Below are 24,345 nucleotides of genomic sequence, written 5' to 3'. Positions count from 1 at the left end.
CGCCCCCAAACCCCCCGACGGTCAGCGTGCCTCGCCGCGGCGGTAGCGGAGGCCGTTGGCGGCGGGCATGCGGAGGCGCTGGCTGGCCAGGGCCAGGACGAGCAGCGTCGTCAGGTGCGGGGTGAAGGAGACCAGCTCGCCGGGGACGATGTCGCTCAGCAGGAACCAGGTGAGCAGCGCGGCGGCCGCGACCAGGGACAGCGCGGAGCCGGCGACGGCGGCGCGCATGTCGCGGCGGTGCGCCGCGTCCAGCGCCGCCTGCGGGAGCAGCCGGTTCGCGCGGACGCCCTGCCACACCGCGACGCCGATCAGCAGGATCGCCACGAACAGCAGCAGCGCGTGCACCGACTGGCCGCCGCCGCGCACGTTCATCGCGTCGGTGTAGCCGAACAGCAGCGAGCCCGCGGCGAGGCCGCCCGGCCGCCAGTTGCCGAAGATCATGGCGGCGAGGCCGATGAACCCGCGACCGTTGGTCTGGCCGTCCTGGTAGATCGGCGCGGCGACCGTGACGAGGAACGCGCCCGCCAGGCCCGCGAAACCGCCCGAGATCATCACGGCCGCGTACTTCATCCGGTAGACCTGCACGCCGAGCGACTCGGCCGCGTACGCGTCCTCGCCGCACGAGCGGATCCGCAGCCCGAACGCCGTCCGCCACAGCACGAAGAAGCTGGCGGGCAGGAGCAGCAGCGCCACGAGCGTCAGCAGCGACATGTCGCTGGTCAGGCCGCGCACGATGCCCGCGAGGTCCGACACCAGGAACCAGTGGTGCTTCTCCAGCGAGCCGAGCCAGTCGGGGCTCTGCCAGCCGCCGATCTTGCCGCCGGACAGCACCGGCAGCGTCAGCGTCGGGATCGGATCGACGGGCGGCGACTGCCGGGGGCCGCCGCCGAGCGCCTTCGCCTCCCCCTTGTCGAAGATCAGTCCGGCGAGGAACTGGGTGAGGCCCAGCCCGAGGATGTTGATCGCGACGCCGGACACGATGTGGTCGACGCCGAACGACACGGTCGCGACGGCGTGCAGCAGCCCGCCGAGCGCGCCGCCGATGATCCCGGCGAGGACGCCGATCCAGGGGCCCCACTGGTAGCCGGCCCAGGCGCCCGTCCAGGTGCCGAGGATCATCATGCCCTCAAGGCCGATGTTGATCACGCCGGAGCGCTCCGACCACAGCCCGCCGAGCCCGGCGAGGAAGATCGGCACGGCGAGGCGCAGCGCGGCGCTGACCGTCCCGCTGGAGGTCACCGGGTCGGCGTCGTCCACCACCCGGACCAGCGACAGCAGCACCAGCAGGCCGGACGCGATGAGCAGGTGGTGCGGCCAGCGCAGCCGCAGCTTGCCCCCCGCGGCCTTCTTGGCGGGGGCCGTCTCGGTGGCGGTGCTCATGAGGCGCTCCCAGCGGCCTCGCGGGCCAGGTCGTGGCCGGTGGCCAGCTCGGCGGCGACGGCCCGCTGCTGCAGCCGGATCTCCCAGCGCCGGACGAGCTCGTACACGATGACGACGGTCAGCACGACCACGCCCTGCATGACCCCGACGATCTCCTTCGGGACGTCGACCTCCTGGAGGACGTCGGAGGTCTGGTCGAGGAACGCGAACAGCAGCGCGGCGAGCGCGATGCCGGCCGGATGGTTGCGGCCGAGCAGCGCGACCGTGATGCCGGTGAAGCCGAGGCCGGCCGGGAAGTTCAGCGAGTACTCGTAGGAGGCGCCGAGCAGCTCCGGCATGCCGATCAGGCCCGCCACCACGCCGGACGCGACCATCGTGTAGACGATCATGCGGCGGGCGTTGACGCCGCTGGCCTGCGCGGCCGACGGCGACAGGCCCGACACCTTCAGGTCGAACCCGAACCGCGTGCGGTTGATGACGACCCAGAACACGACGCCGACCAGGATCGCCAGCGGCAGCAGCCCGTACACGTCGCCGGGCAGGTCGATGCCGATCGAGGACAGGAGGCCGTTCAGGCCGCCGACCCGTCCCGACTCGGGGATCTGCGGCGTCGCGACGTTGTTGCTGCCCGGCCGCACCTCGGCGAGCCGCTTGTCGTTCAGCAGGTAGGCGATCAGGCCGGTCGCGATGGCGTTCAGCATGATCGTGGACAGCACCTCGCTGACCCCGCGCGTCACCTTCAGCACGCCCGCGATCGCCGCCCACAGCCCGCCGACCACCATCGCCGCGATGATCGTCAGCATCTGGCCGAGCGGGGTGGGCAGCGCCAGCGCGCCGCCGAGCGCGGCGGCCAGGAACGCGGCGATCCGGTACTGGCCGTCCACGCCGATGTTCAGCAGCGCCATCCGGAACCCGATCGCCACGGCCACGGCCGACAGGTAGTAGCGGGCGGCGCGGTTGAGGATGTCGACGATCGAGTTCTCGGTCGTGCCGTAGTCGACCATGCTCTGGATCGAGCTGACCGGGTCGGCGCCGGTGACCCGCAGCAGGATCATCGTGATGCCGAGAGAGATCAGGAGCGCCAGCACCGGCGCGCCGATCCTCAGGCCGAGCCCCCGCGGGCCGAGGCCGCGCAGCATCGCCTTCCACGACGGCACCGCCTCCGGCTCCGCCGGTCCGGGCGCCTTCGCGTCGGCCGGCTCGGATCCGGGGGCCTCGCCCGGCCGCGGCGCGGGAACGCCGGCCGTTCCCTTCCCTGCCCCGGGCTCACCGCCCGCCGCGTTCCCCTCCGGCGGCGTCGTGCCCGCCGGCCCGCCGTCCGCGGGCTCCTCGCCCGCCGGGTTCAGGTCCTCGCGCTCGTCGCTCATGCGGACGCCTCGGCGCCGGTCATGGCGGAGCCGAGCTCCTCGGGGGTGACGGTCCGCGGATCGACCTCCGCGACCAGCCGTCCCCGCAGGATCACGTGCAGGGTGTCGGACATACCGATGAGTTCCTCAAGATCGGCGCTGATCAGCAGCACGGCCAGCCCGTCCGCGCGGGCCTGCCGCAGGTACTCCCAGATGGCGGCCTGGGCTCCGACGTCGATGCCGCGGGTCGGATGCGCCGCGATCAGCAGCCGCGGGTCGCCGGACATCTCCCGCCCGACGATGAGCTTCTGCTGGTTGCCGCCCGACAGCGCGGCGGCGGGCACGTCGATCCCGGGCGTCCGCACGTCGTAGGCCTGGACGATCCGGGTGGTGTCGCGGCGGGCGCCGCGCCGGTCGACCCACGGGCCGCGGACGTTCGGGCGCTGGGTCTGGTGTCCCAGCATGCGGTTCTCCCAGAGCGTCCCCTCCAGGATGAGCCCGTGCCGGTGCCGGTCCTCGGGGATGTAGGCGATCCCGGCCTCGCGGCGCCGCCGCGTCGCCCACGAGGTGACGTCCTCGCCGCCGTAGCCGATGGTCCCGGCGTCGGCGCCGCGGATCCCCATGATCGCCTCGATGAGCTCGGTCTGCCCGTTGCCCTCGACGCCGGCCAGCCCGACGATCTCGCCGCGGCGGATGCGCAGCGACACGCCGTCCACCACGGGACGGCCCTCGGCGGTCAGCACGGTGAGCCCGGCCACGTCCAGCTGGACGTCCTCGGTGACGGTCGACTCGCGCAGCTCCGGGGTGGGCAGCTCCGACCCGACCATCAGCTCGGCCAGCCGCCGGGACGTCACCTCCCGCGGGTCGAGCCGGGTCGCGACCGTCGCGCGCCGGATCACCGAGATCGTGTCGGCGACGGTCAGCACCTCGTCCAGCTTGTGGGAGATGAACAGCACGGTCAGGCCCTCGGCGCGCAGCTCGCGCAGGTTGCCGAACAGCTCGTCGACCTCCTGCGGGACGAGCACCGCGGTCGGCTCGTCCAGGATGAGCACGCGGGCGCCGCGGTAGAGCACCTTGAGGATCTCCACGCGCTGCCGCTCGCCGACGCCGAGCGTCTCGACCAGCACGTCGGGGTCGACGCGCAGCCCGTACGCCTGCGACATCTCCTTGATCTTGGCGCGCGCGGCGGCGAAGTCGATGCGGCCGCGCCGCCGGCCCTCGGCGCGGGGCTCCGCGCCGAGGATCACGTTCTCCAGGACGGTGAGGTTGTCGGCCAGCTTGAAGTGCTGGTGCACCATGCCGATGCCGCGGGCGATCGCGTCGGCCGGCGTCCGGAAGGCCACCTGCTCGCCGTCGACCTCGACGGCGCCCTCGTCCGGCCGCTGCATCCCGTAAAGGATCTTCATCAGCGTGGACTTGCCGGCGCCGTTCTCACCGCACAGCGCGTGCACCTCGCCGCGCTCGATGGTGAGGTTGATGTCGCGGTTGGCCACCACTCCGGGGAACCGCTTGGTGATCGATGTCAGCCGCACGGCCGGCACCTGGTCAGGCACGAGTGCCCCTCCCCCTGCCTAGAACGTGAGAAGACTGGACCGGAAGGCGCCGCCCCGCGGGGCGGCGCCCGGTGCCCCGGCCGCGGCGTCAGGCCTTGGTCGGAACCGTGATCTTGCCGCTGACGATCTCGGCCTTCAGCTCGTCCAGCTTGGCCTTGATGTCGTCGACGTTGCCGCCGGAGGCGGCGTACCCGATGCCGTCGTTGCTCAGGTTGTACTGCGTGGTGCCGGCCTTGAAGGTGCCCTTGGCGACGCTCTCGACGAAGTCGTAGACCGCGACGTCCACGTGCTTCTCCATGGACGTCAGGATCTGGGCCTTCACCCCGGCGACCGCGGGCTGGTTGTACTGGTCGGAGTCGACGCCGATCGCCCACTTCTTGGCCGCGCCGACGGTCTTGATGACGCCGATGCCCGCGCCGCCCGCCGCGTGGTAGATCACGTCGGCGTTCTCGTCGAGCTGGCCCTTGGCCGCCTCGTTGCCGAGGCCGGCGTCCTTGAAGCCGTTGAAGTTCGGGGGCTGCGTCAGGTACTTGGCGGGCAGCACCTTGATGCCCGGCTTGGCCTTCTTCGCGCCCGCCTGGTACCCGGCGAAGAACTTGTTGATCAGCGGGACGTTGACGCCGCCGATGAACCCGATCGTGCCGGTCTTGGACTTCAGCGCGGCCGCGGCGCCGACCAGGTAGGAGCCCTGCTCCTCGGAGAAGCAGGCGCCGCTGACGTTCGCGCCCTCGACCTTGCACTGGTCGGCGTCGACGACGAGGAACTTGGTGTTCGGGAAGTCCTTGGCGACCTTGTTGATCGAGGCCGTGTAGGCGAAGCCGACGCCGATGACCGGGTTGTAGCCCTTGTTGGCCAGCAGCCGCAGGCGCGACTCCTTGTCGGAGTCCGGCTCGTCCGGCTTGGCGGAGATCTCCTCGGTCTTGACGTCGAGGTCCTTCTTGGCCTTGTCGAGGCCCGCGGCGGCCGAGTCGTTGAAGGACTGGTCACCGCGGCCGCCGATGTCGAAGGCCAGACCGATCTTGAGGGTCTTCTTGCCGTCGCCGCCGTCACCGCTGTCGGCCTTCTTGCCACCGCACGCGGAAGCGCTGAGCGTCAGCGCGGCGCCCGTCACGGTGACGAGCGTAATCTTCAGTCCACGGCGCAAGGTAGCGCTCCTTCCGTTCCCCACCCACGGTCCGGTGACCGATCCGGTCACCGAAATCGTTGGGACGCTACCTCGCGAATGAGGGCAAACTTCCGCCTTGCACGGTTTCGCAACAGGTCCGTTACCAATGCGTAGGCATATCGCCACAGGTCAGCGCCGCCATGGACGGCGCTGACCGGCGTGCGAAGCCCTCATGCGCGGACGACCGGGAGGACGGAAGGCGACAGGCCAGGCGATCACCCATGGTGATCAAGCTCGGTCGCCGGAGGGCGTCTAGGCCAGCGCGGCGCCCTCGATCGACTCGGCGTCGCCGGGCCGGACCCCGTCCCACAGCGCGGTCAGCGCGGTGGCGCTCAGCACCTTCGTGCCGACGGCGATGCACCGCTCGTCGACGTCGAAGTCGCCGCGGTGCAGGTCGTACTCGCCGGGCGAGCCGGGAGTGCGGACGCCGAGCCGGGCGAGGGCGCCGGGGATCGACTCCAGGTACCAGCCGAAGTCCTCGCCGCCGAGGCTCTGCGGGGTCGGCACGACGCCGTCCTCGTCCATGACCTGGGCGGCGGCGTCGCGGAACATCTGCACGCTGGCCGCCTCGTTCACGGTCGGCGGGACGCCCCGGACGTACTCCAGCGACGCCTCCACGTCGTAGGCGGCGGCGACCGACTGGAGCAGCGCCTTCATCATCTCCGGCGCCCGGTGCCACGCCTCGTCGTCCAGGCAGCGGACGGTGCCCTCGGCGATCCCGTCGTCGGGGATGGCGTTGGCGACCGACCCCGCCGAGACGCGCCCCCACACCAGCGACAGGCTGGAGCGCGGGTCGACCCGCCGCGACAGCGCGGACGGCAGCTCGGTGACGATCTTGGCGAGCGCGTAGACCAGGTCGGCGGTCAGGTGCGGCCGGGCGGTGTGCCCGCCGGGCCCGGTGACCTTCACGTAGACCTTGTCGCAGGCCGCGGTGATCGGGCCGGTGCGCAGCCCGAGCTGGCCGACCTCGATGCGGGGGTCGCAGTGCAGCGCGAACGCGCGGTCGACGCCCGCGATGCCGCCGGCGGCCATCACGTCCAGCGCGCCGCCGGGGGTCTCCTCGGCGGGCTGGAACAGCAGCCGGACGCGGCCGGGCAGCAGCCCCGCCTCCGCCTGCTGGGCCAGGAAAAGGCCCGCGCCCAGCACCATCGTGGTGTGCACGTCGTGGCCGCACGCGTGCGCGACGCCGGGGACGGTCGACCGGTAGGCGACGCCCTCCTTCTCGTCCTGGAGCGGGAGCGCGTCGATGTCGGCCCGCAGCGCCACGGTCGTGCCGTCGGCGGGGCCGATGTCGCAGAACAGCCCGGTGCCCTTCGGCAGGATCACCGGCTCCAGCCCGGCCGCGCGGAGCCGCTCGGCGAGCCTGCGGGTCGTGCGGTGCTCGGCGTAGCCGAGCTCCGGGTGCATGTGCAGGTCGCGGCGGAACGCGATCAGATCCGCCTCGTGCCCGGCGAGGAACGCGTCGAGCTGCGGTTGCAGCACGGCGCCGCCGAGCACCGCCGGGACCCCGGACACCGCCGGGGCGCCGGCCGCCGCGGCGGTGGCGTCCCGCCGCTGCGCGGGTCCGTCGGCGCCGCGCGGGACGGGCCCGCCGGACGCCGTGCCGGCGGCGCCGGCGGCGTCCCGGTCCTCGCGGCCCTCGGGACCCTCAAGTCCCGGGGCGGCGGGTGGTTCAAGGCCGGGCATCACCCCGGGTCCCGGATGTGTCATGTGCGCCCCCTGCGCGATGGCGGTGCCGTACGGCGCCCGCCGGGTGATGTTCTCGTTGGTGGAAGCGTTGCTGTTCTCGATGTCGTTCTCGAAGGACGCGTCGTTCTCGGGTCTGCTCGCGGGATCGGTGCTCGCGGCATCGGTGTTCGCGGGGTTCCCGGCGCGGTCCGGTTGCTCAGGCTCCGGCATGTGCGACCTCCCCCAGTGTGACGAACCTGTCCTCCGCGAGCTCGGCGATCGCCGCGTCGACGATGTTCTCCAGCGTCCCTCCGCCGGCGCGGATCGCGCGCTGGCGCTCGTACGGGGCGCCGTGCTCCAGCACCTCGCCGGCGACCTTGAGCTCCTCGGCGCAGCCGAGCCGGTCGGCGACCGGCTCCAGCTCCCTGATCAGCTCGTACAGGTCGTCGCGGAGCGGAGCGGTGTTCCCCGTGTCGTCGGTGATGACGATGGCGTCGAGCCCGTACCTGGTGGCGCGCCACTTGTTGTCGCGGACCACCCAGGCGGCCGGCCGCGGGAGCGTGTACCCGCGGTCCAGCTGCTGCTCGAACAGCGTGACGAGGCTCTGGCACAGCGCGGCGGCCATCCCCACCTCACGCAGGGTGGGAATCCCGTCGAACATCCTGATCTCGACGGTGCCGAAGTCAGGATGCGGCCGGATATCCCACCAGACCTCCTTGATGCTCCTTATGGTTCCGGAACGCATCAGCGTGTCCATGTAATCCTCGAAGGCCGCCCAGTCGTCTAGCAAGTGGGGCGGCCCGGCCGTGGGCATCTGGCCGAACACGACCGCCCGGCAGGACGCGAGGCCGGTGTCGCTGCCGCTCCAGAACGGGCTGGACGCGGTGAGCGCGAGGAAGTGCGGAAGGTAGGACGAGAGCGCGTTGACGATCGGGATCGCCTTGGCGCCGTCGGAGATGCCGACGTGGACGTGAACGCCGAACGTCTGGATGCGCCGGGCCAGCCACTGCATCTCCTCGATCAGCTGGGCGTAGCGCCCCATGGGCGCCATCACCGCCTCCCGCCAGTCGCTGATCGGGTGGGTGCCCGTGCAGGCCAGGGCGAGGCCGCGGTCGGCGGCGGCGGCGCGCAGGGCGGTGAGGGTGCCGGACAGGTCGGCCTTGGCCTCCCCCACGGTGTCGCTGATCCCGGTCACCACCTCGATGGTGGACTCCATCAGCTCGTGCCGGACGCGGGGGTTGTCGCCATCGTCCCTGAGGGAAGGCAGGGCGGCGAGCACCTCGCGTGCGTCCTGCCGCAGGTGCCTGGTCTCCGCATCGACCAGCTGGATCTCCCACTCGACGCCCAGCGTCGCCCCGTGCGATGCGTTGAAGTCAATGGCCACGGCCAACCTCCGTCCACAATCCTTGCAGGTCGTTGCGTGGCACGTGGCGCAATTCAGCCAGCGGGTCCCTAAGCCTGGACAAACGCCGGTCCAGGTCACGTGTTCGTTCCATGATGGCGTCCGTGCCCGCCCCCTGCCGGGCGTCCATGCCCTTTGCGGATCAATTGACTCATGCGAGCCGTCGGATGGTGGGCGGACGTCCTACTTTTCGGTCATCGATCTTGACGTGCGCACCACTAGATCGAACTAGTCAGTCTGTCCAAAATACCGTCAGCCGGTCTCAAAATCCCGGCCATGACGGATGGTAACCGATCGCCCTCGTCCCATACGTACCGTGATATGACGGGTGCGCCCTCCGTCACATCCGTCGCCTCCGCCCCACGCTTGCCGGATTCGCGATCGGGTACCTCTTCGCCGGATAGGTCGCCTAGTCTTCGGGGGGAGTCATGGGCATTGGGCGCCTGCGCGCCGGGAGCGATCGAGCTCCCATGGGATTGAGGAGCGTCGGGAGCTTGCCACGACAGCGACGAGGGCCGGCCGGCGTCCGCCGCGCCCTGACGTTGATCACTCTGCCGGTCACGGCCGCCTCGCTCGCGGCGGCCCCCGCGTTCGCCGCCGCCCCGGCCGGCGCCGCCCGCGCCGGAGGCCCGCCGGGCGCGGGAGCCCGCGCCCAGGCGTCGCCGGCCGCCTCGCCGACGGCCGAGACCGTGGGCGGGCCCGGGCTCGCGACCCGCGGCGTCGTCGCGGGCACGGCCCCGGGCGTCCCGGCCCCGCCGAAGATCAAGGCGGCCTCGTACCTGATCGCGGACGCCGACACCGGCCAGGTCCTGGCCGCCAAGGACCCGCACGGGCACTACCTGCCCGCGAGCACCCTCAAGACCCTCACCGCGCTGACGCTCGTCCCCAAGCTGGACCCGAACAGGCTCGTCCGGCCGTCCCAGAAGGCGTGCGACACCGAGGGCACCAAGGTCGGCCTGACCCCGACGATGCAGTACAAGGTCTCCGACCTGTTCCACGCGCTGCTGATGATGTCGGCCAACGACGCGGCGGTGACGCTGTCCGAGGCCGACGGCGGGATGCGCAGGACCCTCGCCGACATGAACGCCGAGGCCGTGCGGATCAACGCGCGCGACACGCTCGCCGGGTCCCCGAACGGGCTGGACAAGGACCTCGGGCTGAACGTCCGGACGCAGCACACCTCGGCCTACGACCTCGCGCTCATCCTGCGCGAGGGGATGAAGAACCCCCAGTACCGGGCCTACATGCAGGCGATCGACTTCCAGTTCCCGGCGCCCGCGACCAAGAAGGAGCGCAAGAAGGGCAAGAAGGTCGGCGGGTACCCGATCCACACGCACAACCACATGCTCCCGGGCGAGCGGCTGGCCTACACCGGGATGCTCGGCGGCAAGAACGGCTACACGATCGCCGCCCAGCAGACCTTCGTCGCCCAGGCGCGCCGCGGCGGGCACACGATCGTGATCTCGCTGATGCGGGCCGACATGCCGCCGTCGGCGTACGCGGCCAAGCTGCTGAACTGGGGCTTCGCCGCCCGCGGCAAGGTCCGGCCGGTGGGCACGCTCGTCCCGCCCGGCGACGTCGAGCAGACCCGCAAGAACGGCGGCTCGGGCGTGCTGCCCGACGCGCCGCTCGCCTCCGACGACTCGTCGCGCATGTGGCTGCTCGTCGGCGGCGGCACGGCCGGGGCCCTGCTCGCCGTCATGGTGCTGTTCGTGGTGCTGCGCCGCAGGCGGCGCCTGGAGGCGGCCCGCCGCCACGGCGGCCGGTAAAGCTTCTCCCACCCCTTCCCACGGGCCTGGCACCCGCGCTTCCGCCCGGCCTACGCTCGCGGTGGCGCCGGTGATCGCGTCACCGCCGGGGGACGGCGGAACGGCGCCGCGGGGAGGAACTGCGCCATGTCCGACTTGTATGTCCCGGTGCTCGGCGCACCCGCCCTCGCGCCGGAGCCGCCGCCGACGTACGAGCACCCGAACGTCACGCTGCTGAAGGACGGCTACACGGCCTTCGCCAAGGGCGACATGGACCTCATCGGCGCCCTGCTCGCCGGCGACGTCGTGCACCGCGTCCCCGGCCGCGGGCCGCTCTGCGGCGAGTACCGGACGCCCGAGGAGGTCCTGGGCCTCTACGTCCGCCTGTTCGAGCTCTCGGGCGGGACGTTCCACACCGAGCCCTACTCGGTCATGGCCAACGACGAGCACGGCGCGGCCCTCGTCCAGACCTACGCCGAGCGCCCCGGCCGCGTCCTGGACGCCCGCGCGGTCGACCTCTTCCGCATCCGCGACGGCAAGATCACCGAGATCCGCACCCTGGCCGAAGACCAGCACGCAGACGCCGCCTTCTGGTCCTGACCCGGCCCGCCGCCGGCCCCGCGCAGCCACATCCCCGGCGGCCCCGGCCCCGGTCGGCTACTGGGGTCAGGCCGGTCTTCCGGTTTCGAGGGGCTTTTCGTCTTGCGTCGGCTTCTCGTCTTCGAGCCGGCCGCCGGACTCGGCCGGTCTTTCGCGGCGGCCCGGCCTTCTCCGAACGTCCTGGGCCTCGCCGTGGGGCGGGTCCTCGTCTTCGGACGGCTTCTCGTGCCTGCCGGGCTTCTCGCCGGCGCGTTCCCGGAGGGCCTCGACCTCCGCGAGGTCGGCGCTGTTCTCCGGGTTGGCGGCGTCGGCGGTGAGGACGACGCGGCGCGTCGCCGTCCAGGCGGCGACGAACAGGGCGAACCGGGTCGCCACGTTGATCCACACCATCAGCCCGACCAGGACGGCGAACGTGCCGTAGACGGGGTTCTGCGTCGTGCGGCCGACGAGGAACGCGGCGATCTGCTTGAGGATCTCGAAGCCGACCGCGCCGAAGACCGCGCCCCTGATGATCCGGCGCCAGGGAGCCCGGGTGCCCGACAGGCGGGTGAACAGCGCCAGGAAGACCACGGTGTCGAAGAAGATGGCGCAGGCGAGGGACAGCAGGCGCAGCCCGGTCCCGGCTCCGGGGACGTCCTCCAGGGCGAGCCAGCCGAGGACGGTGTGGGTGGCGGACGTCGTGACCGTCGTGACCGCCATGCCGCAGATCAGGATCAGGCCGAGGAACGCGAGCACGCCGCCGTCCCAGAGCCGCTTCAGGAAGAAGTTGCCGCCGCCGCCCGGTTCGTTGCCCCAGATGTCGCGCAGGGACTCGCGCAGCACCTGCACCCAGCCGATCCCGGTGAACAGCAGCGCGACCAGGCCGAGGACGCCGACCGCGGTCCTGGACTGGGCGATCTGCTCGACGTCCAGCTGGCCCGCGAGCCCCGGCAGCTGCGAGTTGATCGCCCGGACGAAGTAGGCGCGGGCCTCGTCGCTGACCCCGACGAGGTAGCCGAGCAGCGCGTACGCCAGCGCCATCAGCGGAAAGAACGACAGGAACGCGTAGCAGGTGAGGGCGGCCGCGAGCCGGTCGCCGCGGCGTTCCTGGTACCGCTCGAACGCGCGCGCCTGGTGGTCGAACCACCGGGATCGTTCCCGGGAACGTTGCAGCAGCGCCTTCCCGTCGCCGAACAGGGACTCGCTCCGCCGTTGGACCCCGTCGATCACCTGCCGCATGCACGCAACGTACCCAACCCGGGCCACACGATGCCGCAGACGGTAATCGAACGGTCAACGCAGCGTCTTGTGGCGCCGCTCACCCGGACGCGGCCGGCCCGCCGCGTCCGCCGCCCGGGGAGGGCACGGCGCCGTCCCCGAAGACGAAGTCGCACTGCGGGCGCCACACGCCGTCCCGCCCGTGCTCGTACAGGGAGAAGCCCCAGGTCTCGAAGTCGGCGCTGTAGCCGGCGAGGTCCTTGAACGCCCGGTCCATGACGCTCTCGGGGAGGTGGTGGGCGATGGTGACGTGCGGGTGGTACGGGAACGGCAGCGGCCGGGCAAGCGGTCCCGACAGAACCTTCGCCTGTACCCGTTCGCAACCGCCGATTCCTTCGGCGAGTGCCACGAACACGACCGGCGACACCGGTCGGAACGTTCCGCTGCCTCGCAACCTGATCGGGAACGGCGTCTCGGTACTCGCGACGTCGCGCAGATGCTCCTCGATGGCGTCGATCTCGGCCTCGGGGATCTCGGTCGGCGGCAGCAGCGTGATGTGCGTCGGGATGGCGTGGGCGAGCGGGTCGCCGAAGGAGGCGCGCCGGGCCTGGAGGAAGGCGCCGTACGGGTCGGGGATGGGGATGGCGACGCCGATCGTGCGGGAGCCGCCGTCCCCGCCGGGGGTCACGCCCCCGGCCGCGGAGGGCGCCTTCCCAGGGCCCTCCGCGGCGTCGGAGGCGGGGCCGTCAGCGACCACGTCCCACGAATCCCACCCGTTCGCGCACGGTCTCCATCGTCGCGGCGGCGACCCTGGAGGCGCGCCCGGCGCCCAGGGCGAGCACCTGGTCGAGGCGCTCCTCGTCGTCCAGCAGCTTGAGGGTGCGCTCCCTGATCGGCGTGAACGTGTCGAGGACGACCTGTGCGAGGTCCTTCTTGAACTGCCCGTACCCCGAGCCCGCGTAGCGGGTCTCCAGGTCGGGGACGGAGGTGCCCTCCAGCGCGGAGAAGATCCGCAGGAGGTTGGTGACGCCGGCCTTCTTCTCCTCGTCGTAGACGACCTCGGAGCCGGTGTCGGTGACCGCGCGCATGATCTTCTTGCGCATCGGGCCGGGCTCCTCCAGCACGTCGATGATCCCCTGCGGGGAGGACGCCGACTTGCTCATCTTGGCGTCCGGCTCCTGGAGGTCGGTGATCTTCGCGGCGCCCTCGGGGATGTGCGCGTCGGGCAGCACGAACGTGTCGCCGAACCGGTGGTTGAACCGCTGCGCGAGGGTGCGGGTCAGCTCCAGGTGCTGCCGCTGGTCCTCGCCGACGGGGACGCCGATCGCCCGGCCGGGCTCGGTCGTGGGGTCGGGCGAGTAGAGCAGGATGTCGGCGGCCTGAAGGACCGGGTAGGTGAACAGCCCGACCGTCGTCCCCCCGGTGCCCTGCTTGGACGACTTGTCCTTGAACTGGGTCATCCGCTGGGCCTCGCCGAACCCGGTGAGGCAGCCGAGCACCCAGGCCAGCTCGGCGTGCTCGGGGACGTGGCTCTGCACGAACACCGTGGCGCGCTCGGGGTCCAGGCCCATCGCGAGGAGCTGCGCCACGGCGACCTTGGTCCGGCGGCGCAGCAGCGCGGGGTCGTGCTCGACGGTGATCGCGTGCAGGTCCACCACGCAGTAGAAGGCGTCGTGGGTGTCCTGCATCGAGACCCACTGCCGGAGCGCCCCCAGGTAGTTGCCGAGATGGAACGAGTCGGCGGTGGGCTGGATGCCGGACAGCACGCGCGGCGGTGCCGCGGCCGTTCCGGCGGACGCTTCGGGGCTGGGCGCTTCGGGCATGTGCACGGACCGATTCTCTCAGGTGTCGCTTGAGGCTTCGCCGCCGGTGGCCTGCCGGGTGCCGGGGCCGGCGGCGGCGTCGCCGATCGCCGCCCGCGGGGTCGCGGACGGCGTGCCGGGCGGCGCCGGTGCGGCCTGCGGCGACGCCCGCGGCATGACGCGCACGCGGGCCACCCGCCGGCCCTCCATCCGGGCCACCGCGAGCCGGCGCCCGCCGGCCTCCACCGAGTCGCCCTCGGCGGGCACGCGGCGCAGCGCCGCCATGATGTGCCCGGCGACCGTCTCGTACGGCCCGGCCGGCAGCCGGATGCCGGTCTCGGCGGCGAAGTCGTCCAGGTTGAGCAGGCCGTCGACCTCGACCACCCCGCCGTGCAGGCGCCGTGCCTGCGCGTCCTGGACATCATATTCGTCGCGGATGTCGCCGATGAGCTCCTCCAGGAGGTCCTCCAGCGTGACGATGCCGGCGACGCCGCCGTACTCGTCCATGACGATCGCCAGGTGGCAGCCCTCGCGGCGCATCTCCGACAGCGCCGGCAGCACCCGCTTCGAGGACGGCAGGAACTTCACCGGACGCACCAGGCCCCCCACCCGGCCGTCGCCCGCGGGGGCCCCGGCGGGCCCGTCCGGCGGGACGGGCACCAGCAGGTCGCGGATGTGCACGAAGCCGATCACCTCGTCGTGGGAGTCGCGGCAGACGGGGAACCGCGAGTGCGGGCTGCCCGCGGCGATCCGCGCGGCGGCGGCCAGCGGGAGCGAGGCGTCCAGGAACTCGACCTCGGTGCGCGGGACGAGGACCTCGCGCAGCGGCCGCTCCCCCGCCGCGAACACCTCCCCGATCAGTGCCCGCTCGTCCGGGGTGAGCTGCGTGTTCTGCGCGACCAGCACCCGCATCCGCTCCGCGGTGATCTCCTCGCGGAGCGCGCCCGGGTCGCCGCCCGACAGCCGCACGACGAGGTGGGTCGAGTTCGACAGCAGCCACACCAGCGGGCGGGCGAGCGCTCCCGCGGGCCCCGCGGGCGGCCGGGACGGCGTCGGGTCCATGGGTTCAGCCTTCCCCGTTCGGCGTTCCGGATAGCCTGGGCGGATCCCTGGCCTGGACGCGCCCCGCCGTCCCGACCATCGTGAACCGGCCGAGAGTCTCGTCGTGGAGGTCCGTCAGTGAAGCTGCTCGTCACCGGAGGCGCCGGCTATGTCGGCAGCGTCGTCTCCGCTCTGCTGCTGGAGGCGGGACACGAGGTCGTCGTGCTGGACGACCTGTCCACCGGGCACGAGGACGCGGTGCCCGAGGGCGCCCGGCTGGTGCGCGGCACGCTGCGCGACACGGCGGCGGAGGTGCTCGGCGGCGCCGGGTTCGGCGCCGTGCTGCACTTCGCGGCCCGCTCGCTCGTCGGGGAGTCCGTCGAGAAGCCCGGCCTGTACTGGGACAAGAACCTCGGGGAGTCCCTCGCCCTGCTGGAGGCGATGCGCGTCGCGGGCGTGCCCCGGATCGTGTTCTCCTCGACCGCCGCGACCTACGGCGAGCCGGAGTCGACGCCGATCCTGGAGACCGACCCGACCCGGCCGACCAACCCCTACGGGGCGTCCAAGCTGGCGATCGACACGGCCCTCGCCGAGTACGCGCGGCTGCACGGCCTCGGCGGCGTGTCGCTGCGCTACTTCAACGTGGCCGGCGCCCACGGGCGGCTCGGCGAGCGGCACACGGTCGAGACCCACCTGATCCCGAACGTGCTGAAGATCGCGCAGGAGGGCGGCGGCGCCGTCAAGATGTTCGGCGACGACTACCCGACGCCGGACGGCACCTGCGTCCGCGACTACATCCACGTGACCGACCTCGGCCGCGCCCACCTGCTCGCGCTGGACGCCTGCGAGCCCGGCCGCCACGAGATCTTCAACCTGGGCAGCGGCACGGGCGCCTCCGTCCGCGAGGTCGTCGAGGTCTGCCGCGAGGTCACCGGCCGCGACATCCCCGCCGAGACGGCGCCGCGCCGCCCCGGCGACCCGGCCGTGCTGGTCGCCTCCTCGGAGAAGATCCAGTCGCGGCTCGGCTGGAAGCCCGAGCGCGACCTGCGCGCCATGGTCGGCGACGCGTGGACCTTCCTGCGCTCCCGATGACCGGGGCGCTCCGCGAGAGCTTCACCGCGGCGTTCGGGCGGGCCCCGGAGGGCGTGTGGCACGCGCCGGGACGGGTCAACCTGATCGGCGAGCACACCGACTACAACGACGGGTTCGTCCTGCCGTTCGCGCTCCCGCGCGGGGTCTCGGTCGCCGCCGCCCGCCGCGACGACGGCGTGGTGGAGGTCCGCTCCTTGCAGGCCTCCACCGCCGTCACCGCGCCCGTGGACGGCGGGACGGTCGCCTCCGAGGACTGGCCCGCCGACCGGGAGTGGGCCGCGTATCCGGTCGGCGTCGCGCGCGTGCTGCGCGAGCACGGGACGGGCGGCGCGTCCCTGCTGATCGACTCCGACCTCCCGCAGGGCGCGGGCCTGTCCTCGTCCGCCGCCCTGGAATGCGCGACCGCGCTGGCGCTGTGCGACCTGCACGGCGTGGAGATCGACCGTCCCGTGCTGGCCCGGCTGGCGCAGCGCGCCGAGAACGAGCAGGTCGGCATGCCGTGCGGCCTCATGGACCAGTCGGCGTCCCTGCTGTGCGCGCCCGGCCGCGCGCTGATGCTCGACTGCCGCAGCGGGTTGTCGTCGCAGGTCCCGTTCGACCCGGCGGCCTCGGGCATGGTCCTGCTGGTGGTCGACACGCGGGCCTCGCACGCCCTGACGGGCGGCGACTACGGCCGCCGCCGCGCGGAGTGCGAGGAGGCCGCGTCCCTCCTCGGCGTGGAGGCCCTGCGCGACGTCGAGGACCTCGCCGCCGCCCTCGCGGCGCTGCGCGACCCCGTGCTGCGCCGCCGCGTCCAGCACGTCGTCACCGAGAACCACCGCGTCGAGGCCGCCGTCGGGCTGCTGCGCGCCGGCGCCCTCCCCGAGCTCGGCGCCATGCTGAACGCCTCGCACCTGTCCCTGCGCGACCAGTTCGAGGTCTCCTGGCCCGAGGCCGACGCCACCGTCGACGCCGCGGTGCGCGCGGGCGCCCGGGGCGGCCGCATGGTGGGCGGGGGCTTCGGCGGCTCCGCCATCGTCCTCGCCCCGGCCGCGCGCGCCGGGAAGGTGCGGGACGCGATCACGGCCGCCTACGCCAGGCGCGACTGGACGCGGCCCGAGTTCCTTGAGGCGCCCCCCTCGCAGGGCGCCCACCGCGTCAGCTGATCCACACCCCTGCCGGGCCTCCGCGCCGGCGGAGGCCCGCGTCAGCGGAAGGCGGCGTCACGCACGGGCCGACCTGAGGTCCTTGAGAAGCCGGCCGGCCTCCTCGGCGGCGTCGGTCTCGTCCAGGGCGGTGAAGCCGTCGACGGCCGCCGACGCGTGCGCGACGGCCTCGGGGAGGCGGCCGGCCCGGGCGAGGACGCGGGCCTGGTCGTAGGAGACGAGAGCGGTCTCCCAGACGCGGGCGGGCTCGTCGTCCGCCGGGAGCCCGGCCAGGGCCGCGCGGGCCGTGTCCATGGCGGCGACGGCCTCGTCGGCGTCGCCGCTCCACAGCAGGCAGATCGCGCCGCGGCGGCGGGTGCGGACCACCGCGTAGGGGTCGCCCGCCTTCTCGCCGGCCTCGGCGGCCTCGGCGAACCGGGCGGCGGCCTGGGCGTCCCTGTCGAGGGCGGTCAGGACACCCCCGGCCTCCTCCAGGAAGTGCGCGACGGCGTCGTGCCGGCCGTCCCGCGCGGCGTCCTCGGCGAGGGCGGCGAAGGTGGCGGCGGCGTCCTCCTCGCCCATCTCCTTCTGGGCGTGCGCCAGGAACAGGCGGCAGCGCCGGGCGGCGTCGCCGTCCAAGCCGGGCAGCGCCTCCTCGGCGGCCTCGGCGGCCTCCAGGTGCCGGCCCACGGCGAGGTACGCGGCGGCGAGGTCCACGCGCAGGTGGACGGCCTGCTCGTGCATGCCCTCGGCCGTCCAGGCCGCGATCGCCTCCGCGAGGTCGGCGACGGCGTCCGCCGGGCGGTCGGCGGCGAGGAGCGCGAGGCCGCGGTCGCAGTGCGCCGACGCGCGCATCGGCGACGGGGGCAGCACGGCCACCACCTCGTCGAGCAGGGCGAACACCTCCTCGTCCGGGCCGGACTCCTGGCGGGCCAGGGTCCGGGCGAGCAGCAGGCCGGGCGAGGCGACCGTCTCCGGCTCGCCGGAGGCGCGCGCCGCGTCGGCGGAGCGGCGCAGCGCCGCCACCGCGCCGCCGGTGTCGCCGGTCAGCAGGAGCGCCTGCCCCCGCAGGAACCACAGCTCACCGGCCCGGTCGGGGGCGTCGTCCGGGTCGACCCCGTCCAGCGCGGCGAGGGCCTCGGCCGGACGGTCCAGCCCGAACTGCGCGGTGGCGAGGCGGAGCAGCGCGGCCGTGGCGTCGCCGTCCTGCCCCGGATGCGCGGCGAAGTGCTCGGCGGACGCGACCACCTGCTCCAGGCCGCCCTCGTCGCCGAGGTCGACGCGCATCGCGCCGAGTCGGCCGAGCGCGCGGTGCCGGCGCTTCTCGTCGCCCAGCTCCGCGAACAGCCCGGACGCCTCCTCCCAGCACCGCGCGGCGCCGTGGCCGTCGCCCTCGACGGCGAGTTCGACGCCCCGGCCGTCCAGGCGGCGGGCCTTCTGGACGGGCGTCGGCTCGGTGGTCTCGGCGACGGCGTCGTACCGCCGGAAGGCCGCCAGCATCCCGGGCAGGTCGCCGTCCCGGCGGCGCCGCTCCACCAGGTCGAGCAGCTCGCCGAGATCGTCCACGGCGGCGAGGTCGTCCGCTGGGGCCGGCTCCCTCCGCGGGGCCGGCGCGGGCGCGGGACGGCGGTGGTGGGGGGCCAGCGGCAGGAAGTCGACGACCGGCTCGGCCTCCAGCGTGCGGCGCACCTCGTCGCCCTGGTGGGACGTGCCGTTGCGGGCGTCGAACCGGGCCGCCAGCGCCGTGGCGCGCCCGGCCAGCTCGGCACGGAGCTCGGTCAGGGCGCCTCCCCCGCCGGGCGGTCGCCGGCCGCCGGGCGGCGGATGGTCGCCGCGCCGTGGCCGGCGTCCTCGACCACCCTCAGCAGCAGGGCCGCCGCGGCGGAGAACTCCATGTCGGCGTGCGCGCTCGGGGCCCGGTCGAGCCAGCCGAGGTGCCGCTGGAGGATCTCCAGGCCGCGCGCCCCGTTGCCGGTGACCGCGCAGAACTCCAGGTGCTCGGCGACATCGCCGAGGTCGGCGAGGCGCGCCCGGTGCACCCGGTAGGCGCGGCGGTGCGCGGCGGCGGCCTCCTCCAGGCGGCCCATGCGCAGGTACACCGGCAGCAGCGCCGTCTGGATCGACTGCGGCTGCTCGTTGCAGGACAGCCGGGCGCTCAGCACCGGCGCGGCGATCTCGAACGCCTCCTCGTGCCGTCCGGCCTCCACCAGGTGGCGGGCCATGCCGGTCGGGTCGCAGCCCTCGCAGTCGGACAGCTCGTCCCGCTCGGCCGCGCGCCACTTCACGAACCACGCGTGCGCCGAGTCGTCGCCGATGTGCCGCGCCACCACGTTGCGGTAGTGGTACACCGCCTGGAGGCTGTGCCCGCCCGCCTTGTAGCGCCGCTCCATGTCGTCCAGGACGGCGTGGGCCCGGTCCAGCGGGATCTCCGGGAACGCGGTCAGGGAGCTGACCACCGCCTTCATCTGCCACAGCAGGCTGTGCGTCTCGTCGAACCGGGCGGGGTCGCGGTCGTGGTCCGCCAGCGTGCGGCTGAACGTCGCGAACGCCTTCACGGGCTCGCCGCCGTACCGGTAGGCGTCGGTCAGCCTGACCCGCACGTGGAACGCCAGCACCTCGTCGCCGGCCGCCTCGGCGCGGCGCAGCGCGTCCTCGATCAGGACCGTGCGGGCCTCCCCGTAGGGCAGCTCCTGCGACCGCGCCATCAGCGCGTAGACGTCATCCGTGCTCATCAGGGGCCTCCGGGGAGTGGACGGCCCACTCCAGCAGGCCGATGAAGGAGCGGTTCAGGACCGCCGTGTCGACGGGCCGCAGCGGATGGTGGCCGAGCAGCAGCGCCTGCCCGTACAGGGCCTGGACGGCCGCCTCGACCGGCCCGCCGTCGCCGAGCGAGGTGACGCGCCGCGCCAGCGGGTTGCGGTGGTTCAGCACCAGCTGGGGACGGTCGGCGCTCGTGGTGGCGCCGACCGCGCCGAGCACGTCCGCCCACAGCTCGTCCGACTCCTCCCGCGCGCGCGCCAACTCCTCGCGGAACTGCGCGTCCCGGCTCGTCAGGTACAACGCGGGCAGCGACGCGGGATCGAAGTCGCGGACGACGACCTCGCAGCCGAGCCGCTCCACCGCCTTCTGCGCCGCCGCCAGGAACGGCCGCAGCGCCAGCTCCGCCGCCGGGTCGAGGACGCCGAACGCGGTGGTCAGCTCGGCCGCGTCCAGCCGCGGGAGCCGGACGTCCGGGTCCAGGTCCGGCAGCCGCTCGATGATCTCGGTGTCGTGGACGTAGCCGCCGTTGACCAGGCCCACGCCCTGGGCGCCCGCGACCGCCGCGAGCCGCCGGAACTCGTCCACGTCCGCGGTGAACCGGCCGTCCGGGTGGCGGCGGCGGAACTCGTGCAGGGTCATCGGCCCGGAGGACGTCTCGTACTCCAGCCACCGGTCCACGATCCGCAGCATGTCGTCGTCGTGCAGGGCCATCGCCTTGACGCCGAGCTGGTGCAGCCGCAGGAACGCGCGCAGCCGCGCCGGGTCGGTCTCGGCGAGCTTCACCAGCCACTGCCGCAGCACCTCGCCGAGGCCGTGCCGCGTCGATTCGAGCAGCTCGTCCTCGTAGAGGGCCTCGCGGCTCGCGGTCGGCCGCAGCTCCCCCGCGTCCACGACGCAGCGCGCGAAGAACGCCCAGTCGGGAAGGAGGCCCTCGACGCTCTCGGCCAGCAGCATCCGCTTCAGGTAGACGCGGTGCGCGGCGCGCGCGGACGGCGACACCGGCTCGGGCAGGACGAACGCGACGCCCGTCAGCCCGGCCTCCGGCACGTCGAGGTCCACGACGTCGAACGGGGTGAACCCGCAGACCTGCTCGCAGTACCGCTCCAGCGCCCGCCTGCGGTCGGCGGGATCGCGGTGGGACGCCCGCCACGGCGGGCCGCCGCCGGTGACGGCGACGCCGTCCACGACCAGCTCGACCGGGAGGAGCGACCCGTACGCGGCGGCCAGCTCGGCGACGACCGGCGGGCTGAGCAGCTCCGACGCGCCCGGCCGCGCCCGCAGCGTCACCGTCGTGCCCGGCTCGTCCCGCTCGCCCGGCTCGACCCGGTAGCTGCCCTCGGAGCGTCCCGTCCACCGCACGGCGGCCCCGCCGCGCGCGGACCGCGTCACGACCTCGATCTCGTCGGCGACCAGGAACGCCGACAGCAGCCCGATGCCGAACTGGCCGAGGAAGTCGTGGCGCGCGAAGCCGAGCTCGTCCCGCTTGGACGACCGCCCGATCGTCGCCAGCAGCGCGTGCACCTCGTCCTCGGTCAGGCCGACGCCGTCGTCGTGGACGCGCAGGACGCCGCCGCCCGTCTCGATCTCCACGCGCCCGCCGGCGCCGCGCGCCGTGATCGCGTCCACCGCGTTCTGCAGCAGCTCCCGCAGGTAGACCCGCGGGCTCGCGTAGAGGTGGCGGCTCAGCAGGTCCACCACGCCCCGCAGATCCACCTGGAACGCCTGTTCGGCCACCGGCACGCCTCCCCCGATCACTTTCCGAGCGATCACACCCTAGCGACCGATACCGACGGCTTCAGATTATTTGTCCGCAGATCATGGATCCGCCGGGCGCCGCGGACCGCCGGGGGCCGGGACGCGGACGAGCCCCGGACCGGGTGCGGTCCGGGGCTCGTGACGCATGCCCTCCGGGGGCTCGCTCAGATGAGGCCGAGCTTGCGGACGGCCTCGCGCTCCTCCGACAGCTCCGCGACGGAGGCGTCGATCCGGGACCGGGAGAAGTCGTCGATCTCCAGGCCCTGGACGATCTCCCACTTGCCGTTCCCGGTGGTGACCGGGAACGAGGAGATCAGGCCCTCGGGGACGCCGTAGGAGCCGTCCGACACGACCGCCATGGACGTCCAGTCGCCGTCGGCGGTGCCGTTCACCCAGGTGTGCACGTGGTCGATCGCGGCGGACGCGGCCGACGCCGCCGACGACGCGCCCCGCGCCTCGATGATCGCGGCGCCGCGCTTGGCGACGGTCGGGATGAAGTCGTTCTCCAGCCAGTCCTGGTCGTTCACCGTCTCGGCGGCGTTCCGGCCGGCGATCTCGGCGTGGAACACGTCCGGGTACTGGGTGGCGGAGTGGTTGCCCCAGATCGTCATCCTGCGGATGTCGGCGACGGAGGCGCCCGCCTTCCTGGACAGCTGCGCGAGGGCGCGGTTGTGGTCCAGGCGCGTCATCGCGGTGAACCGCTCGGCCGGGACGTCCGGCGCGTGCTGCTGCGCGATCAGCGCGTTGGTGTTCGCCGGGTTGCCGACCACCAGGACCTTGACGTCGTCGGCCGCGCCGGCGTTGATCGCCTCGCCCTGCGGCTTGAAGATGCCCCCGTTGGCCTCCAGCAGGTCGCCGCGCTCCATGCCCTTCGTGCGCGGGCGGGCGCCGACCAGCAGCGCGACGTTCGTCCCCTCGAACGCCCGGACGGCGTCGTCGAAGATGTCGATGCCGGACAGCAGCGGGAACGCGCAGTCGTCCAGTTCCATCGCGGTGCCCTCGGCGGCCTTCACCGCCTGCGGGATCTCCAGCAGGCGCAGGCGTACGGGCACGTCCGCGCCGAGCAGGTGCCCGGACGCGATGCGGAACAGCAGCGCGTAGCCGATCTGGCCCGCGGCGCCGGTAACGGTAACGGTGACTGGGGTGCGAGTCATGCGTCCTTCTCCTGCTGTGACCTGACGGGCTCAGGCGGCCATCCTTGGGAACCCGACCGCCCGAGAGGCCGCCCGCCTGCGCTGCGTCGCGCGGGTTCTCTCGCCGTCGAGATAGTTGCGGTGCCAGGCTATCGCGCACGCCCCGCCCCCCACCGCGCAGGTGCGCCTCCCGGCATGCGCCCCCGTCCCGAACAGGCCGAAGGCCGCCCCGGAACATCTCCGGGACGGCCTTGCGCTTCCGCGTGCGAGGGGAGCACGGTCGTGAGACCCCCGGCCGGCCGCCCAGGGAGGATCACCCCCGGGGCGGCGGGGAGGTCTCGCGGGGGTGCTAACCGTTGATCTTCTTCTGGAGGTTGGTGTCGAGGGCCTCCAGGAAGTCCTGCGTCGTCAGCCACGGCGTCTGGGAGCCGACGAGCAGGGCCAGGTCCTTGGTCATCTGGCCGCTCTCGACGGTCTCGATGCAGACCTGCTCCAGCTTGCGCGCGAAGTCGGCGACCTCGGGCTGGCCGTCGAGCTTGCCGCGGTGCTCCAGCCCGCGCGTCCAGGCGAAGATCGACGCGATCGGGTTGGTCGACGTCGGCTTGCCCTGCTGGTGCTGCCGGTAGTGCCGGGTCACCGTGCCGTGCGCGGCCTCGGCCTCGACGGTCCTGCCGTCGGGGGTCATGAGGACGGAGGTCATGAGGCCGAGCGAGCCGAAGCCCTGCGCGAGGGTGTCGGACTGGACGTCGCCGTCGTAGTTCTTGGCGGCCCAGACGAACCCGCCCTCCCACTTCAGCGCCGCGGCGACCATGTCGTCGATCAGGCGGTGCTCGTAGGTGAGGCCCTTGGTCTCGAAGTCCGACTTGAACTCGGTCTCGTAGATCTCCTGGAAGAGGTCCTTGAACCGGCCGTCGTAGGCCTTGAGGATCGTGTTCTTCGTCGACATGTACAGCGGCATCTCGCGGCTGAGCGCGTACCGCATGCTCGTCCGGGCGAAGTCGCGGATCGAGTCGTCGTAGTTGTACATGCCCATGGCCACGCCGCCGCCGGGGAACGAGGCGATCTCGAACTCCATCGGCTCGTCGCCGTTCTCGGGGGTGTAGGTGATCGTCACCTTGCCCGGGCCGGGCACGACGAAGTCGGTGGCCTTGTACTGGTCGCCGTGGGCGTGGCGGCCGATGATGATCGGCTTCGTCCAGCCGGGGACCAGGCGCGGGATGTTGGACGCGATGATCGGCTCACGGAAGATCACGCCGCCCAGGATGTTGCGGATCGTCCCGTTCGGGGACCGCCACATCTTCTTCAGGCCGAACTCCTCGACGCGCGCCTCGTCGGGGGTGATGGTCGCGCACTTCACGCCGACGCCGTGCTCCAGGATGGCCTTGGCGGCGTCGACGGTGACCTGGTCGTCCGTGGCGTCACGGTGCTCGATCCCCAGGTCGTAGTACTTCAGGTCCACATCGAGGTAGGGCAGGATCAACTGGTCCTTGATGAATTTCCAGATGATCCGCGTCATTTCGTCGCCGTCGAGTTCGACGACCGGGCCCGCTACTTTGATCTTGGGCATGCTGTTGCTGTC

At 73.1% G+C, this 24,345-nt stretch carries 19 protein-coding genes; 4 read left to right on the top strand and 15 right to left on the bottom strand.

What is annotated here, in order from left to right:
• Positions 1 to 21 precede the first annotated feature (21 nt).
• From ACQEU6_RS34865 to ACQEU6_RS34840, 6 genes are all read right to left on the bottom strand, one after another.
• Entirely contained in the window at positions 22 to 1,380 is a 1,359-nt protein-coding gene (locus ACQEU6_RS34865) for an ABC transporter permease (RefSeq protein ID WP_499337676.1), read from the bottom strand.
• Complete coding sequence (locus ACQEU6_RS34860; RefSeq protein ID WP_499337675.1) at positions 1,377 to 2,747, bottom strand: ABC transporter permease; 1,371 nt, start codon at positions 2,745 to 2,747, stop codon at positions 1,377 to 1,379. The genes ACQEU6_RS34865 and ACQEU6_RS34860 overlap by 4 nt, the downstream gene beginning before the upstream one ends.
• Positions 2,744 to 4,279: an ABC transporter ATP-binding protein gene (locus ACQEU6_RS34855; protein WP_499337673.1), complete on the bottom strand. Its 1,536-nt coding sequence runs from the start codon at positions 4,277 to 4,279 to the stop codon at positions 2,744 to 2,746. The genes ACQEU6_RS34860 and ACQEU6_RS34855 overlap by 4 nt, the downstream gene beginning before the upstream one ends.
• Before the next feature lie 88 nt (positions 4,280 to 4,367).
• Complete coding sequence (locus tag ACQEU6_RS34850; protein ID WP_499337671.1) at positions 4,368 to 5,423, bottom strand: BMP family lipoprotein; 1,056 nt, start codon at positions 5,421 to 5,423, stop codon at positions 4,368 to 4,370.
• Positions 5,424 to 5,696: 273 nt separating this feature from the next.
• Positions 5,697 to 7,154, bottom strand: a complete 1,458-nt coding sequence (locus ACQEU6_RS34845; protein WP_499340444.1) for an amidohydrolase — start codon at positions 7,152 to 7,154, stop codon at positions 5,697 to 5,699.
• Between the two features lie 175 nt (positions 7,155 to 7,329).
• Positions 7,330 to 8,496: a glutamate--cysteine ligase gene (locus ACQEU6_RS34840; protein ID WP_499337669.1), complete on the bottom strand. Its 1,167-nt coding sequence runs from the start codon at positions 8,494 to 8,496 to the stop codon at positions 7,330 to 7,332.
• A 512-nt stretch (positions 8,497 to 9,008) separates the two neighbouring features.
• Here ACQEU6_RS34840 and ACQEU6_RS34835 point away from each other — a divergent pair.
• A complete protein-coding gene (locus tag ACQEU6_RS34835; protein WP_499337668.1) occupies positions 9,009 to 10,283 on the top strand; it encodes a D-alanyl-D-alanine carboxypeptidase family protein in 1,275 nt (424 codons plus the stop codon).
• A 126-nt stretch (positions 10,284 to 10,409) separates the two neighbouring features.
• Complete coding sequence (locus tag ACQEU6_RS34830; protein WP_499337666.1) at positions 10,410 to 10,862, top strand: nuclear transport factor 2 family protein; 453 nt, start codon at positions 10,410 to 10,412, stop codon at positions 10,860 to 10,862.
• A 66-nt stretch (positions 10,863 to 10,928) separates the two neighbouring features.
• Here ACQEU6_RS34830 and ACQEU6_RS34825 read toward each other — a convergent pair whose 3' ends face one another.
• The 4 genes from ACQEU6_RS34825 to ACQEU6_RS34810 form a co-directional block, all read right to left on the bottom strand.
• Positions 10,929 to 12,080, bottom strand: a complete 1,152-nt coding sequence (locus ACQEU6_RS34825) for a YihY/virulence factor BrkB family protein (RefSeq protein ID WP_499337664.1) — start codon at positions 12,078 to 12,080, stop codon at positions 10,929 to 10,931.
• Positions 12,081 to 12,159: 79 nt separating this feature from the next.
• Entirely contained in the window at positions 12,160 to 12,816 is a 657-nt protein-coding gene (locus ACQEU6_RS34820) for a 2'-5' RNA ligase family protein (RefSeq protein ID WP_499337662.1), read from the bottom strand.
• Positions 12,806 to 13,882 (bottom strand): tryptophan--tRNA ligase, encoded by a 1,077-nt coding sequence (gene trpS, locus ACQEU6_RS34815; protein ID WP_499340442.1) that lies wholly within the window; start codon positions 13,880 to 13,882, stop codon positions 12,806 to 12,808. The genes ACQEU6_RS34820 and trpS overlap by 11 nt, the downstream gene beginning before the upstream one ends.
• A gap of 18 nt (positions 13,883 to 13,900) precedes the next feature.
• The gene (locus ACQEU6_RS34810; RefSeq protein ID WP_499337660.1) at positions 13,901 to 14,923 is read right to left on the bottom strand and encodes a hemolysin family protein; all 1,023 of its coding nucleotides are present in this window, start codon (positions 14,921 to 14,923) and stop codon (positions 13,901 to 13,903) included.
• A 117-nt stretch (positions 14,924 to 15,040) separates the two neighbouring features.
• On the opposite strand from ACQEU6_RS34810, the gene galE reads away from it, so the two are divergent.
• Positions 15,041 to 15,994 carry a UDP-glucose 4-epimerase GalE gene (gene galE / locus ACQEU6_RS34805; RefSeq protein WP_499337658.1) on the top strand — a complete coding sequence of 318 codons (954 nt, stop codon included), beginning with the start codon at positions 15,041 to 15,043 and terminating at the stop codon, positions 15,992 to 15,994.
• Positions 15,991 to 17,139, top strand: a complete 1,149-nt coding sequence (gene galK / locus ACQEU6_RS34800; protein WP_499340440.1) for a galactokinase — start codon at positions 15,991 to 15,993, stop codon at positions 17,137 to 17,139. The genes galE and galK overlap by 4 nt, the downstream gene beginning before the upstream one ends.
• A 57-nt stretch (positions 17,140 to 17,196) precedes the next feature.
• On the opposite strand, the gene ACQEU6_RS34795 is transcribed toward galK, so the two are convergent.
• From ACQEU6_RS34795 to ACQEU6_RS34775, 5 genes are all read right to left on the bottom strand, one after another.
• On the bottom strand, positions 17,197 to 18,807 hold the full coding sequence (locus ACQEU6_RS34795) for a hypothetical protein (protein ID WP_499337656.1): 1,611 nt from the start codon (positions 18,805 to 18,807) through the stop codon (positions 17,197 to 17,199).
• Between the two features lie 89 nt (positions 18,808 to 18,896).
• Positions 18,897 to 19,850, bottom strand: coding sequence for a hypothetical protein (locus ACQEU6_RS34790; RefSeq protein ID WP_499337654.1), 954 nt, complete (start codon positions 19,848 to 19,850; stop codon positions 18,897 to 18,899).
• Positions 19,837 to 21,612 (bottom strand): HSP90 family protein, encoded by a 1,776-nt coding sequence (locus ACQEU6_RS34785; protein WP_499337653.1) that lies wholly within the window; start codon positions 21,610 to 21,612, stop codon positions 19,837 to 19,839. The genes ACQEU6_RS34790 and ACQEU6_RS34785 overlap by 14 nt, the downstream gene beginning before the upstream one ends.
• Positions 21,613 to 21,797: 185 nt before the next feature.
• Positions 21,798 to 22,787: a malate dehydrogenase gene (locus ACQEU6_RS34780; RefSeq protein ID WP_499337651.1), complete on the bottom strand. Its 990-nt coding sequence runs from the start codon at positions 22,785 to 22,787 to the stop codon at positions 21,798 to 21,800.
• Between the two features lie 328 nt (positions 22,788 to 23,115).
• Positions 23,116 to 24,333 carry an NADP-dependent isocitrate dehydrogenase gene (locus tag ACQEU6_RS34775; RefSeq protein ID WP_499337650.1) on the bottom strand — a complete coding sequence of 406 codons (1,218 nt, stop codon included), beginning with the start codon at positions 24,331 to 24,333 and terminating at the stop codon, positions 23,116 to 23,118.
• Positions 24,334 to 24,345 lie beyond the last annotated feature (12 nt).

The organism is Spirillospora sp. CA-108201, from assembly GCF_050936235.1.
In the GTDB taxonomy this organism is placed as follows: domain Bacteria; phylum Actinomycetota; class Actinomycetes; order Streptosporangiales; family Streptosporangiaceae; genus Spirillospora.
Note: the sequence above shows the minus strand (reverse complement) of the source record. Positions and strands in the feature narration are given on the sequence as shown.

Bases quoted from the DNA above. Each gene is read 5' to 3' on its own strand.
- ACQEU6_RS34865 (WP_499337676.1), bottom strand. From the start codon at position 1,380: ATGAGCACCGCCACCGAGACGGCCCCCGCCAAGAAGGCCGCGGGGGGC.
- ACQEU6_RS34860 (WP_499337675.1), bottom strand. From the start codon at position 2,747: ATGAGCGACGAGCGCGAGGACCTGAACCCGGCGGGCGAGGAGCCCGCG.
- ACQEU6_RS34845 (WP_499340444.1), bottom strand. From the start codon at position 7,154: ATGACACATCCGGGACCCGGGGTGATGCCCGGCCTTGAACCACCCGCC.
- ACQEU6_RS34830 (WP_499337666.1), top strand. From the start codon at position 10,410: ATGTCCGACTTGTATGTCCCGGTGCTCGGCGCACCCGCCCTCGCGCCG.
- ACQEU6_RS34825 (WP_499337664.1), bottom strand. From the start codon at position 12,080: ATGCGGCAGGTGATCGACGGGGTCCAACGGCGGAGCGAGTCCCTGTTC.
- trpS (WP_499340442.1), bottom strand. From the start codon at position 13,882: ATGCCCGAAGCGCCCAGCCCCGAAGCGTCCGCCGGAACGGCCGCGGCA.
- ACQEU6_RS34810 (WP_499337660.1), bottom strand. From the start codon at position 14,923: ATGGACCCGACGCCGTCCCGGCCGCCCGCGGGGCCCGCGGGAGCGCTC.
- galK (WP_499340440.1), top strand. From the start codon at position 15,991: ATGACCGGGGCGCTCCGCGAGAGCTTCACCGCGGCGTTCGGGCGGGCC.
- ACQEU6_RS34790 (WP_499337654.1), bottom strand. From the start codon at position 19,850: ATGAGCACGGATGACGTCTACGCGCTGATGGCGCGGTCGCAGGAGCTG.
- ACQEU6_RS34780 (WP_499337651.1), bottom strand. From the start codon at position 22,787: ATGACTCGCACCCCAGTCACCGTTACCGTTACCGGCGCCGCGGGCCAG.
- ACQEU6_RS34775 (WP_499337650.1), bottom strand. From the start codon at position 24,333: ATGCCCAAGATCAAAGTAGCGGGCCCGGTCGTCGAACTCGACGGCGAC.